13 protein-coding genes are annotated in these 13,177 nt (G+C 66.5%); 8 read left to right on the forward strand and 5 right to left on the reverse strand.

Going from position 1 to position 13,177, the window contains the following annotated elements:
• The first annotated feature begins 10 nt into the window (after positions 1–10).
• Entirely contained in the window at positions 11–667 is a 657-nt protein-coding gene (locus EPO55_RS02815) for a redoxin domain-containing protein (protein ID WP_296334876.1), read from the forward strand.
• Between the two features lie 126 nt (positions 668–793).
• On the opposite strand, the gene EPO55_RS02820 is transcribed toward EPO55_RS02815, so the two are convergent.
• Positions 794–1,777, reverse strand: coding sequence for an ABC transporter substrate-binding protein (locus EPO55_RS02820; protein ID WP_296334877.1), 984 nt, complete (start codon positions 1,775–1,777; stop codon positions 794–796).
• An 89-nt stretch (positions 1,778–1,866) separates the two neighbouring features.
• Complete coding sequence (locus EPO55_RS02825) at positions 1,867–3,081, reverse strand: MFS transporter (protein WP_296334879.1); 1,215 nt, start codon at positions 3,079–3,081, stop codon at positions 1,867–1,869.
• A gap of 141 nt (positions 3,082–3,222) precedes the next feature.
• On the opposite strand from EPO55_RS02825, the gene EPO55_RS02830 reads away from it, so the two are divergent.
• Positions 3,223–3,993, forward strand: coding sequence for an aldolase/citrate lyase family protein (locus EPO55_RS02830; protein ID WP_296334880.1), 771 nt, complete (start codon positions 3,223–3,225; stop codon positions 3,991–3,993).
• Between the two features lie 8 nt (positions 3,994–4,001).
• Complete coding sequence (locus tag EPO55_RS02835; protein ID WP_296334881.1) at positions 4,002–5,630, forward strand: AMP-binding protein; 1,629 nt, start codon at positions 4,002–4,004, stop codon at positions 5,628–5,630.
• Between the two features lie 115 nt (positions 5,631–5,745).
• On the opposite strand, the gene EPO55_RS02840 is transcribed toward EPO55_RS02835, so the two are convergent.
• Entirely contained in the window at positions 5,746–6,945 is a 1,200-nt protein-coding gene (locus tag EPO55_RS02840) for a CoA transferase (protein ID WP_296334882.1), read from the reverse strand.
• A gap of 161 nt (positions 6,946–7,106) precedes the next feature.
• Here EPO55_RS02840 and EPO55_RS02845 point away from each other — a divergent pair, with 161 nt between their 5' ends.
• Positions 7,107–8,363, forward strand: coding sequence for a hypothetical protein (locus EPO55_RS02845; RefSeq protein ID WP_296334883.1), 1,257 nt, complete (start codon positions 7,107–7,109; stop codon positions 8,361–8,363).
• A 10-nt stretch (positions 8,364–8,373) separates the two neighbouring features.
• Positions 8,374–8,895, forward strand: coding sequence for an OB-fold domain-containing protein (locus EPO55_RS02850; RefSeq protein ID WP_296334884.1), 522 nt, complete (start codon positions 8,374–8,376; stop codon positions 8,893–8,895).
• Between the two features lie 21 nt (positions 8,896–8,916).
• On the opposite strand, the gene EPO55_RS02855 is transcribed toward EPO55_RS02850, so the two are convergent.
• Both EPO55_RS02855 and EPO55_RS02860 read right to left on the reverse strand, forming a co-directional pair.
• Positions 8,917–9,243 (reverse strand): hypothetical protein, encoded by a 327-nt coding sequence (locus EPO55_RS02855; protein WP_296334885.1) that lies wholly within the window; start codon positions 9,241–9,243, stop codon positions 8,917–8,919.
• 143 nt (positions 9,244–9,386) lie between these two features.
• Positions 9,387–9,797, reverse strand: a complete 411-nt coding sequence (locus EPO55_RS02860; protein WP_296334886.1) for a group II truncated hemoglobin — start codon at positions 9,795–9,797, stop codon at positions 9,387–9,389.
• A gap of 101 nt (positions 9,798–9,898) precedes the next feature.
• Between EPO55_RS02860 and EPO55_RS02865 the strand changes: the two genes are divergently transcribed.
• From EPO55_RS02865 to EPO55_RS02875, 3 genes are all read left to right on the forward strand, one after another.
• Positions 9,899–10,759 carry an SDR family oxidoreductase gene (locus tag EPO55_RS02865; protein WP_296334887.1) on the forward strand — a complete coding sequence of 287 codons (861 nt, stop codon included), beginning with the start codon at positions 9,899–9,901 and terminating at the stop codon, positions 10,757–10,759.
• An 11-nt stretch (positions 10,760–10,770) separates the two neighbouring features.
• Entirely contained in the window at positions 10,771–11,517 is a 747-nt protein-coding gene (locus tag EPO55_RS02870) for a DUF1194 domain-containing protein (RefSeq protein ID WP_296334888.1), read from the forward strand.
• Positions 11,518–11,646: 129 nt separating this feature from the next.
• Positions 11,647–13,161, forward strand: a complete 1,515-nt coding sequence (locus EPO55_RS02875) for a DHA2 family efflux MFS transporter permease subunit (protein ID WP_296334889.1) — start codon at positions 11,647–11,649, stop codon at positions 13,159–13,161.
• Positions 13,162–13,177: the final 16 nt, after the last annotated feature.

The following is a 13,177-nucleotide window of genomic DNA, read 5'->3' on the forward strand; positions in this document are numbered from 1 at the left end:
GAGGTTTCACATGACCGCCACCACCCCATCGCCATCAACCGCTTCTCCCGGCGCGAAGGCGCCTGAGTTCGCGCTTCCGGCCGTCGATGGAACGGGGACCATTTCGCTGGAAGATTATCGCGGCAGGAGCCCGCTGTTCCTTGCCCTGTTCGTCGGCCTGTGGTGTCCCTTTTGCCGCCGGTCGATTGCCCAGATGGCCACGATCGAGCCGGCGCTCAAAGAGGCGGGCGTCGAAACGCTGTGTGTGGTGGCTACGCCGCCTGAGAATGCCCGACTCTATTTCAAGTATCGGCCGACGCGCCTGAGACTGGCAGCCGATCCCGCCCTCAATACCCACCGCGCCTACGGCGTACCCAAACCCGCTCCAACGCCTGAGCTGATGAAGGAGCTCGAAGAAATACGCATCAATCCGGATGGCATGTTCCCCAGGCCGCTGCCGGTCCAAGAGGCGGCAGCCACGGTCGGAAAGATGGATGGCTATGCCGACAACCAGACGGATCAGACCGATATGGAACGCCAGTGGCCGCAGCTAAAGGGCCAATTCCTGATCGACCGCGACGGCACGATCCGCTGGGCCAACATCGAATGCGCCGAAGGCTTAGCCGGTCTCGGAAAATTCCCCTCGCGCGACGAGATTCTGAGCGCGGCTCGGGCGCTGGGTGCCTAGCCCATACAAAATTGGGCAAAAGCCAGAGACCGTTGGATATCAGTTTCCTCCCTCCCGCCCACCGCTTCGCGGCATCGTGAGGGCCATCGCCATGCCGGCGATGTTGGGCACCGGCGGCGATCCCAGTTATTCGATTATCTCATCGGCGCGTGCGAGCAAGGTCGGCGGCACGGTGAGGCCGAGCGCCTTCGCGGACTTCAGGTTGACGATAAGCTCGAACTGCGTCGGCTGCTCGATCGGCAGGTCGGCCGGCTTGGCGCCCCTGAGGACCTTGTCGACGTAGGCGGCGGCGCGACGATGCTGCAAGGCCGAAACCGGTTGATAGCTCATCAGGCCACCAGCCTCGGCTATGACTCTCAGGTGGTACACGCCCGGCAGTTTATGGCGCGCCGCCAGCTCCGCCAGACGGGCGCGGTTGACCGCGAATATGCTCTCGCCGGTGTTGATCACTCCTTCGGCGCGTTCTTTCACTCCCGCTTCGAACGTAGCGGGAAGATCGCCGGGAGTTCGAATATCTCGGATTTGCAACTTTATGCCGAGCGAGCGGGCCGCCTCTTCAAGGGCTTTCACCGAGGATGCCGCAACCGGGTCGGACAAATGCGTCAGCACGAGCACACGCGAGATTTGCGGCACGAGCTCCCTCAGCAACTCCAGCCGCTTGACGGCGAGTGCGGGAAACATCTGGGACAGCCCGGTGACGTTTCCGCCGGGACGGGCAAGGCTGTCGACCAGGCCGGTCCCCACAGGATCGCCAAGGCCGATCATGACGATCGGGATGGTCTGCGTCGCGCTCTTCGCGACCAGAGTGGCCGGAGTCGTCGATGTCGCTATGACATCGGCGCCAAGGCGCACGCATTCAGCGGCAAGGGCCGAATAGCGTTCGGCCTGACCATCGGCGGTCAGATAGTCGATGAGTATCGATTGCCCCTGGACATATCCCAGATCGCGCAATCCCTCGAAGAATGCGCCAAATCTCGTCGACTGCAATGATCCGGGATCGAATGTCAGGAAACAGAGCCTCGGAAGTTTTTTCGGCTGCTGTGCGCGCGCAGCGATCGGCCAAGCCACAGCGGCTCCGCCGAGCAAGGTGACAAAATCGCGCCGTCTCATGTGCCCACTCTTCCAGTGGTTCAGGACCACGTCCAGTCTGGCTCAGAATTTGGTCGATCAAATCAAAAAAGGCGAGCCCAGCAGAGCGGTCAGCCGCCCTCCCGCCAACCGCGTCGCGGCATCGTGAGGGCCATCGCCATGCCGGCGATGTTGGCACCGGCGGCGATCAGCACCGCGGTGCTGTACTCGCGGGTGATGTCGAACAGGTAGCCGGCCAGGACGGGCAGGCTGACGGCGGCCAGGCACCAGGCGACGTAGGTGCGCCCGGCGACGCGGCCATAGTCGGCGGGCCGCCAGTAGAGGCCGATCCCGCCGGCGGTGGCGCCGGAGACGAAGCCGTAGCCGAGGCCGATCATCCCCAGCCCCACGAACGCGGTGAGAGGCGAGGGCAGGAGCGTGAGCAGCAGCCCGCCGCCCAGCGCCAGCCCGTGCGCCGCGCACATCACGTAGGGCACCGCGAAGCGATCGACCAGCCAGCCGCCGCTGATGCGCGCGGCCGCGATCGCGCCGGTGATGCCGGTCGTGGCCGCCACCGCCAGGGCTGCCGCCCCGCCATAGGCGGCTACGATCTCGCGCGCCTGGCTCAGCACCATCAGCCCGGCCGAGGCGGCGAGGAAGAAGGTCGCCGAGAGCTTGTAGAAGGTCGGGCCCAGGATCGCCGGGCCCGTCGCCGGCCCCGTTGTCGTACTGCCAGTCGCCGCGGGGGCGACCAGCCGCGCCCCGCCATGCCGGGCGAGCAGCGCCGCCGCGATGCCGCACGCCACCAGAACGGCCGCCAGCCCCCAGAGCGTCGTGCGCCAGCCGTAGGCTTCATTGCAGGCATGGAAGAGGGGCGTCGCGATCATGGCGCCCAACGGGTAGAGGCTGACGATGTAGCCGTTCACCAGCCCCTGGCGCCGCCGCACCAGCATGTTCACGCCCTGCTGCAGCAGGATGTAGGTCACGCCGCCGCCGGTGCCGAACACGACGCCGTAGCCCAGCAGCAATTGCGTGAGCCCCGACGCCGTCGCCGCCATCGCGATGCCGCCGGCGGCGACCAGCGCGCTCGCCAGCACGAGGACCGGTGCGGGGGCCACGCGATAGAGGAAGGCGGCGCCGACCGAGCCCACGGTGAAGCCTACCGTACACAGGCCGAAGACGAGCGACAGCGCCGAGCGCGGGATGGCCAGCTCCTGCTCGATGGGGCGCAGCAGCACGCTGAAGGAGTAGACCGATCCCAGGGGCAGGTTCATCAGCGTCGCCGCCAGCAGCGCCGCCCACAGGCGCTCGGCTCGGACGGGGAGGGCGGGCGTGGCAACGGACATTGCCCGACCCTCGACCGCCACTTCCGACCGGTCAAGTTGCAGTGGACCGCCCTTCGGAACTGGCCGATCGCGGCCTTCTCTGGCGGTCTGTCAGGAGAAGGGGCATTGTCACGTCAAGCAATCCACCAGGAGGGGACGACCGTGCGACCGAATAAAATCAAGCAAATGTGGCGTGAAAAGAAGACCGCGACGATGGGCTGGCTGTCCGTCGGGCACAGCTTCACCGCCGAGGTGATGGCGCGTCAGGGCGGCTTCGACTCCCTCTGCGTCGACCTCCAGCACGGCACCAGTGAATGGAACAACGTGCTGTCGATGCTGCAGGCGATCTCGCAGACCGACGTGACGCCGTTCGTGCGCGTCAACTGGAACAATCCCAACGACATCATGCGGGCGCTCGATCTCGGCGCCTACGGCATCATTGTGCCGCTGATCAACAACGCCAAGGAAGCCGCCGCCGCCGTGGCCGCCTGCCGCTTCCCACCGGTCGGCTTCCGCTCGAACGGCCCGATCCGGGCCGCGCAGTATGGCGGTTCCGACTACGTGGCCAACGCCAACGACGAGATCATCGTCATGGCGATGATCGAGACCAAGGAAGGCCTCGCCAACCTCGACGCGATCTGCGCCACCCCCGGACTCGACGCCGTCTATATCGGCCCGGCCGACCTGTCGTTCGCGCTCGGCATGCCGCCGCGCGGCGACAATCCCGATCCGCTGCACATGGCGACCTGCGACAAGATCCTCGCGGCGGCGCACAAGGCCGGCATCAAGTGCGTCATGCACTGCGCCAGCGGCGCCTTCGCGGGCGGCGCGCTGAAGCGCGGCTTCGACATGGTGATGGTGACGTCCGACATCTCCTGCATGCTTGCGGGCGTAAAGAGAGAAATGGCGGAACTCAAGGCCAAGTCGGCCTGAGGCTGGCGTTGCCCGAGATCAGGGACGATACGACCATCGCCGCGGCGTTTGCCGCGGCGGTCGGCGCGCATGCCGGTCGTCCGTTCCTGGCCGTGCCGGCCAACGAAGAGCGCGGCTATCTGCCGTCGGGCTTCGAAATGTCGTACGGCGAGGCAGGCCAACGCGTCGAGGAACTGGCGGGACTCTACCGGCGGGCGGGCTACGGCGTCGGCCACCGCGTCGCGACGCTGCTGGAGAACCGGCCTGAGCACGTGCTTCACACGTTGGCGCTCAACACCATCGGCGTCTGCTGCGTGCCGATCAATCCGGACTACCGCGCCGCCGAGATCGCCTATCTCATCGACCACAGCGAACCCGACCTCGTCCTGACCCTGGGGGCGCGACAGGCGTCGATCGGGGAGGCATTGGCGCAGAGCGTGCACCGGCCGCGCGTGGTCGTATCGGAGGAGATTGCCGGATCGCTGGAGAAGGTGGCGCACCCGGCACGCGACACGCGACCCGTCCCCGAGACGCCGGCCAGCATTCTGTACACTTCCGGCACGACGGGCCGTCCCAAAGGGTGCGTCCTGTCCCATGGCTACGAGGTGGCCTGCGGTGCCTGGTACGCCTCTCTTGGCGGCGTGGCCGGGCTGCGCACGGGCGAAGACCGCATCTACAATCCGTTGCCGCTCTATCATGCGAACGCCGGCGTCGTGTCGCTGATGGGCGCCATCCTGACGGGCAACTGCCAGATCCAGCCCGATCGCTTCCATCCGCAGCGCTGGTGGCGGGAGGTCGCCGAGACCGGCGCCACCATCGTTCACTATCTCGGAGTGATCGCGCCGGTGCTGCTGAAGCTCGCGCCCGGCGAGTATGAGCGGCGCCACAAGGTCCGCTTCGGAATCGGCGCCGGCATCGAGCCCGAGCTGCACGCGGCCTTCGAGCAGCGCTTCGGCTTTCCCATGATCGAGCTCTGGGGCATGACGGAGATGGTGCGCGTGCTGGGCGACACCGCCCCGCCGCGTCAGGTCGGCACGCGCGCCTTCGGTCGCGCCGTGCCGGGTGTAGAAGTTCGCGTCGTCGATGACGCCGATCGCGACGTCGCCGACGGCCAGCCCGGCGAGATGCTGGTGCGCCACTCGGCGGAGACACCGCGCCGCGGCTGCTTCTCCGGCTATCTCAAGGACGAGGCGGCGACCGAAGCCGCCTGGAAGGGCGGCTGGTTCCACACCGGCGACGTGGTGTGGCGCGGGCCGGACGGCATGCTGCATTTCGTCGAGCGCAAGAAGAACATCATCCGTCGCTCGGGCGAGAACATTGCGGCGGCCGAGGTCGAGGCCGTGCTGCTCACGCATCCCGACGTGCAGCAGGTGGCCGTGATGGCGGTGAAGGACGAGATGCGCGACGAGGAGGTGCTGGCCTGCATCGTGCTCAAGCGCGAGATGGCGGAGAACGAGGCGGCGACGACGCTGTTCCACCATTGCAACGAGCGCCTCGCCTACTACAAGCCGCCCGGCTGGGTCCACATCGTGCAAAGCCTGCCCACCACCGGCACGCAGAAGATCCAGAAGCACAGTATCTATCCCGCCGGCACCGATCCGCGCACCCTGCCAGGGATCATCGACCTGCGCGCCTTGAAGCGCCGCCAGCATGGATGACTCCTCCCCCGTCTCGGGGGAGGTGGCCGTAGGCCGGAGGGGGTCATGACCCCATCGCCCTCGTAAGACGAGGGCACTTTCCCTTCGCGGAGTCCGCGAAGGGGAAGAAAATGAGCTACTGCTGTAGTACGCCGAGCGCTTTCAACCGCCCGATCTCGTCGGCCGAGTAGCCGGCATCGCGCAGTACCGTTTCCGAATGCTGGCCGACCGCGGGCGCGCGGCGCGGGGCGACCTTGGTTGCACCGTCGATGTGGAACGGGCTCGACACGGTGAGGCCGGCGCCGTCGGCGAAGGGAACCAGGGCGCCGATCTCGCGCGACTGCGGATCGTCGGCGGCCTCGTCGACGGTGAACACGGCGCCGAAGGTGACGCCGGCCGCTTCGAGGATCGGCTTCCAGGCCGCGAGGTCGCGCCGGGCGAAGATCCCGTCGAGGATTTCGGTCAATGCCTTGTGGTTGGCGCGCCGCGCCAGCTGGGTGGCGAAGCGCTCATCCTGAGCCAGATGCTCGGCGTCGATCGCTTTTAGGAAGCTCGCCAGCTGACGCGCCTCGTTGTGCAGCGCCATCAGGAACCAGCGTCCGTCGCGACAGCGATAGTGGTTGGCGAGCGCACTCGGCGTCTCGGTCCGGGGCGGTCGGTGCCGGACGTGCTCGCCGAACAAGCGGTTCTGCACGAAGCAGCCGTTCGCCCACAGGCCGTTCTGCAGCAGCGAGGTCTGCGCGACGCCGCCCAATCCGGTGCGCTCGCGCCGGTAGAGCGCCGTCGCGATGGCGGCATAGAGCGCCGTCGCCGTCGGGTGGTCGCCCATGCCCGGCATGGAGCGCACCGGCTCGGTCTCGGTGTTGGCCCGCACCATGTCCATTAGTCCCGTGCGCGCCCAGTAGGCGGTGGCGTCGAAGCCGGTCCGGGCCGCCTCCTCGCCGGTCTCGCCATAGGCCGTGATCGAGCCATAGACGAGGCGCGGGTTGATCGCGAGCAGGTCGGTGGCGGCGATCTTCAGGCGTTCGCGCACCGGAAGCGGGAAGTTGGTGATGAAGACGTCGGTCGAGCCGATCAGGCGGTTGAGAACGCCAAGCCCCTCGGCGTGCTTGAGATCGATGGCCAGGCTGCGCTTGTTGCGGGCGGTCAACTGCCACCAGTAGTCCGTGACCTTGCCGGGCACCGGCGCCGACGCCCGCCACGGATCGCCGGCGCCCGGCGGCTCGATCTTGATGACCTCGGCGCCGAAGTCCGAGAGGATCGTTGCCGCTGCCGGCCCGGCGATCCAGCTCGCGCAATCGATGACCCTGAGGCCCGCGAATATTCCATCAGCCATCCGACGCATCCTTGTTAGGTGGCCGATCATGCCATTCGGGGCAGGCCCTATACCACGCCGTCGGCACCAAAGCCGCGATGCGGCTCGGCGGCGCGAGAGGGCAGACGCCTTCCCGACACCGTCGTATCGTGGCGTCCTGCGCGCCATCGAAGGGGAACGCCATGACGATGCCGGCCGAGACCGATGCCACCAGCCCAAAACATCTGCGCGACAAGTACGCCATCGTCGGTGTCGGCGAGACGACTTATACGCGCGGCTCAGGCAAGACGACGCGCGCGCTCGGCACCTGGGCGGTGAGGAACGCCATCGAGGATGCCGGCCTGAAACCGTCCGACGTCGATGGCATCTTGTCTTACCAGTCCAGAGATTCGACCTTCTCCACCTTCATCGCCGGCGATCTCGGCATCCGGCCCAACTTCTACATGGACGTGTTCGGCGGCGGCTCCTCGACCGAGGCACTGGTCGGCATGGCGATGGGGCTGATCGAGGCCGGCATGTGCAAGGTCGTGGTGATCTTCCGCGCCATGAACGGTTTTAGCCAGGTCCGTATCGGCGGCACCGGCGCACGCGCGGTGGCGCCCGTCTCGGGCGACATGCTGCACAGCCGCGCCTACGGCTGGCAGAGCGCCGGCCAGATGTTCAGCCTCACCTTCATGCGCCACATGTACGACTACGGCACGCGACCCGAGCAGGTCGCCGCGGTGAAGGCGATCCATTCCGAGCACGCCTCGAACAATCCCAAGGCCTTCTACAAGCAGCGCTTCACCGTCGAGGACGTGCTCAAGAGCCGGATCATCTGCAAGCCGCTGCATCTCCTCGACTGTTGTGTCGAAACCGACAACGGCACGGCCCTGGTCGTCACCAGCGCCGAGCGCGCCCGGGATTGTCGCCATCCGCGGACGCTGATCCGGGGCGTGGTGGGGCGCTGCAACAAGCCGCGCACCGACATGCACTACCAGCACGGGCCGATCTCCACCGTCGCCGGCAAGTATGCGCGCGAGATCCTGTGGCCCAATGCCGGCGTCGGGCCCGAGGACGTCGACATCACGGGCTCCTACGATGCCTTCACCTTCACCACCATGCTGCAGCTCGAGGATTACGGCTTCTGCAAGAAGGGCGACGGCGGGCAATACGTCAGCGACGGCACGATCCGACTCGGCGGCCGGCGGCCCAACAACACCAGCGGCGGCCATCTCTGCGAGGGTTATACGCACGGCCTCAACATGGTGATCGAGAACGTGCGCCAGCTCCGCCACGACGCCGATGATTCCTGTCCCATGGGGCCCGACGGCAAGCGCCGCCACACCTACGACTACCGCGAGGGCGGCTGCCGCCAGGTGAAGAAGTGCGAGGTGTCGGCCAACATGGGCTGGGCCAATCCGGGCACCGGGTCGGCCATGGTCATGCGGAACGAGTAGGGGGCGGACCATGGCGACACAAGCGACCTATCTCGGCATGCCACTCGACCTCAACGATCTCGATGTCGAGAACGTGGCCTACTTCAAGCATTGCGCGGCGCACGATTTCCATCTGCAGAAGTGCGGCATCTGCGGCCTGCTGCGCTATCCGCCGACCACGGCGTGCCCGTGGTGCGCCAGTCCCAGGTCCGACTGGGTCAAGGTCGAAGGCAAGGGCGAGGTGCACTCCTACAGCGAGGTCCACCACGCCATCCAGCCGGCCTTCAAGGCGCACACGCCGTACCTGATCCTGCTGGTCGACCTCGACACGCAGAAGGGCCATCCGACCGAGCACGAGTCGCTGCGCGTCGTCGGCAACCTCACGACACCGGACGGCAAGCTGGCGCCGCCCGACATGGTGCGCCGCGTCGGCATCGGCACGCGGGTGCGCATGGTGTTCAGCGACGTGGCGCCGGGCCTGGCGATCCCGCAATGGACCATCGACGAGGGCGCCGCCCAGCCGGCGAAGCCCTGGCGCTATCCCCAGGAGTGATTGCGCGCGGAAGTATTCTGCTCAATGAGCGGCTGCGGAAAGTTCCTCTGCGACCTCGACGATTTCGCGCGTGCGCGTGACCTCGGTTCCCCAGAAGTGGTCGAACTCGGCGATCTGGCCGGCCAGTGCTTCCGAGTCGAGGATGGCCTCGGCCTCCTCGACGCTGGGGAATTCGTAGAGTGCCAGATGTACCAGCGGATTGGTCCGGCTCCAGCAGCGCCAGGCCCGTTGCGCCCGGAAGGCGCGGAGCGCCGATGGAAGATGTTCGGTCCGGTACCAATCGTCGAACTTCCGCCGGTCGGACAGGTTGTTCAGTCTGGCCCGAACGATGAGAACGGCTGTAGCCACGAGCACCTCCTGGTCGGTCTGGACGTCAGGAAACGGTACGCACGCGGAGAGGGCTTCTTGCCGTCAAAGCATAGGCGCGCAGCCGACGCGCCGTCACCCTGTCAATCGGGCGCCCGGCTGACCGGATTGCAGCAAGATTGGTGTCAGCGGTTTCGGAACGCCTCGGCCAGGCGCAGGAACGCCGCATCGAGGGGCGTCCGCATTTCGGCCGGCACCCCGCAGTCTTCCAGGGCCCGGCGCATGCACATCATCCATTCGTCGCGCTCGGCCGGGCCGATGGCGAAGGGCCGGTGCGCGGACATGATGCACTTGTGGTCCGGCCGCTGGAAGTAGAGCGGCGGGCCGCCCAGCCAGCCGCTCAGGAATTCGAACAGGCGGTCGCGCACGGCGGAAAGATCGCCCGCGTGCAGGGCGCGAATGCGGGCGGCCTCGGGGGTGCTGTCCATGATGTCGTAGAAGCGATCGGCAATGCGCCGGACCATCGCCTCGCCGCCAACCAGCTGGTACGGGGTCGGCGGGCGGGCGGCTGTGGTCGGGGCTTCGGTGGAACTCATGCGGCCAAAATAGAGACGCCTTGGTCCGCAATCTTGATTTGGGTCAATATCTCCCCTGACAGTGTCCAGGCGAACATCACGACCAGAAGAGGGAACACAAGATGGCCAAAGATCCCGGGAGCAAGAGCAAGGGCAAGCCGGTCGCGGTGGTCGTGGGCGCCACGTCGAAATGGCAGTCCGATGGGCGCAACACCAAACTGGTCCATGGCAAGGCGGTGGACGACAGTGACCTGCCGGTCGGCGTGCGCTGGGGCATCGGCGGTGCCATTGCCCAGAAGTTCGCGGCCGAGGGATTCTTCGTCGTGCTGACGACGCGCAGTGCGGCCAATGCGGCCGGCCTCGCCGCGGCGATCCGGGCGCAAGGCGGCGATTGCACGACCGTCGAGCTCGATCTTTCCAAGCAGGAGTCGGTCGCCGCGGCCTTCGCCACGATCCGGAGCGAGGCGGGCGATCCGCATGTCCTGGTCTATAACGCGGGTTATCTCGAAGGCCGCGACCTGCCGCCCGAGAAGGAGCTGCTCGAACATATCCCGGTGGAAATGTTCGACACTGCCCAGCATATCGCGAGCCGCGGCCCTTTCCTCGTGGCCAAGGAAGTGCTGCCGGCGATGCGCAAGCGCGGCGAGGGCTCGTTCTTCTTTTCCAACAATTCGAGCTCGCTGCGTGGGCGCAAGCGGATGACGGGGCAGTCGCTCTATTATCCGCGGGTGATGATGCGCACGCTGGCGCAGGTGCTCACCGAGGAATATTCCGAGCATGGCGTGCATGTCGCCAACGTGGTGATCGATGGCCTGATCGATTCGCCCGGCACGCACGCCCTGCCGCGCGCCCGGCAGAACCCCGAGCAGGTGATGAACCCGGTGAAGATCGCCGAGGCATTCTACTACCTGCATACCCAGGATCGCTCGGTCTGGACGCACGAGCTGCAGCTGACGCCGTTCTCGACCAAGCCGAGTTACTGAGGCGCCATGCGATGAAGAGGATCGCGGCGCTGTTGGGTCTGGTGCTGGCGCTTGCGGCGCCCGTTGTCCCGACGGGAACGCGGGCGGCGAAACCCGTCGACATGCTGCTGGTGCTGGCTGCCGACGTCTCACGCAGCGTGACCGCGCCCAAGTTCAAGCTTCAGCGCGAGGGCGCAGCCGCCGCCGTCACGCATCCGGACGTGGTGAGGGCGATCACGTCGGGCCCGAACCGGCGCATCGCCGTGTGCTTCGTCGAATGGGCGACGGCCGGGCAGCACAATATCGTCATCGACTGGATGGTGATCGGAGACGCTGCCGCCGCGCGCGGCTTCGGCGACAGGCTGGTCGAGGCGCCGCGATCGTTTTCCGGCAGCACCTCGATCAGCAGCGCCATCGACTTCGCCGTGAGCCAGCTCGAGCGCGCGCCGTTCGCCTCGGAGCGGCGCGTCATCGATGTGTCCGGCGACGGCAACAACGTATCCGGCCGTTCGGTCACCGACGCCCGCGACGAGGCCGTGGCGAAGAACATCGTCATTAATGCCTTGGTGATCCTGACACCGCTCGCCGAATCGTTCCGCCCGGATCACACGAATCCGCCGGGCGGGCTCGAGAAATACTTCCAGGACAACGTCATCGGCGGCCCCGGCGCCTTCACCGTCGTGGCCGAAGGACATGCCTCGTTCGGCCGGGCGCTCACCAAGAAGCTGATCCAGGAAATCGCCGGCCTGCCCCGTCCTCAGCTCGCGGCCGCGGAGTAGAGCGGCAGCGCCTTTCGTCCGGCGATTTCTGCAGCGCAGCATGCAGGCCTGCCCTGCGTGCTTATCCCTGTCATTCGACCTCGTCCTGCCGAATGATTGACCTAACGACAATAAGAACGACATGCCGGGATGAACGCCATCGCTGAGAAGGGCGGCCTCTTCACGATCAGTGGACGGCAGTGGCTCATCCTGCTGATGGTCCAGCTCGCCAACATGCTGTTCGGCATGACCATTACGCTCGCCAACCTGGTGCTGCCGCAGATGCGCGGCAACCTATCGGCGACGCAGGAGGAGATTTCCTGGGTCATCACCCTCAATCTGGTTGCGACCGCCGTTGCCACGCCGATGACGGGCTGGCTGTCGAGCCGGCTGGGCTGGCGCAACCTGATGTTCTTCACGGTGCTGGGCTTCACCGTCACCTCGCTGCTGTGCGGCATCGCCAACAGCCTGGAGACCCTGATCCTCGCCCGCGTGGCGCAGGGGGCGTTCGGCGCCCCTATCATGCCGCTTGGCCAGGCCATCCTGCTCGCGACCTTTCCCAAGCATCTGCAGCCGATGGCGCTGGTGATGTGGGGTGTCGGCGCGGTGTTCGGCCCCGTGCTCGGGCCCATCCTGGGCAGCGTCGTCACGGAGGCCTACGACTGGCGCGCCGCCTTCTTCATGATCGTCCCGCCCGGGATTTGCGCGCTGGTCTGCATCTGGTTCGCGCTGCGCGATCACACGGCGCGGATGCCGGTGAAATTCGACTGGATCGGCTTCATCGCGCTCTCCATCGCGATGGCGGCCGCGCAGCTGATCCTGGACCGCGGCCACCGGCTCGACTGGTTCGAATCGACGGAGATGATGCTGTTCGCCTTCATCGGGGCGCTGGCCCTCTGGGTCTTCGTCGTGCATTGCCTGACGGTGCCGGAGCCGTTCCTCGATCCGCGCCTGCTGCTCGATCGCAATTTCACCATCGGCATCCTGCTCGCCTTCATCATGGGCATGCTGAACTTCGTCAGCATCGTGCTGTTCCCGACCCTGTTCCACGACCTGCGCGGCTATCCCGACAATGCCATCGCCATGCTGATCGCCGCGCGCGGCGTGGGCAACTGGACGGCCTTCCTGTTCATTGCCCAGCTCACCCGCATCGCCCCGCGCTTCGCCATCGTCTGCGGCATGGCGCTCCAGGCCGGGGCGGGCTTCTGGATGGCCCAGTTCGACATCAACCTCACCGACGCCGACGTGTTCTGGGGCAACTTCCTGCTCGGACTCGGCCAGTCGATCGCCTTCACGCCGATGACGGTGATGGCCTTCTCGACCCTGCCCGCCCGCCAGGTCACCGAGGGGTCCGCTATCTTCACCCTGATGCGCAACTTCGGCTCCAGCCTGTTCATTTCCATCGCCGTGCTGACGGTCAGCCGCTCGACCGCGTCCAACTATTCGCGGATGACGGAATTCATCACGCCCTACAATAAGACCCTCGCGGACCTGCCGGCGCAGTGGAACCTTGAAAGCCCCATCAGCCTGCAGGCCCTGTCGAACGAGATCCTGAGGCAGGCCACGATGATCGGTTACCTGAATGCCTTCTACCTGATGGCCTTCGCAGCACTTGCGGCGACGCCGCTTGCCGCCTTCATGAGCCGGGTCCGGCGAGACCCGTGATAGAGTCCGTGGAAAC

The organism is Reyranella sp., from assembly GCF_004296935.1.
Taxonomy (GTDB): Bacteria; Pseudomonadota; Alphaproteobacteria; order Reyranellales; family Reyranellaceae; genus Reyranella.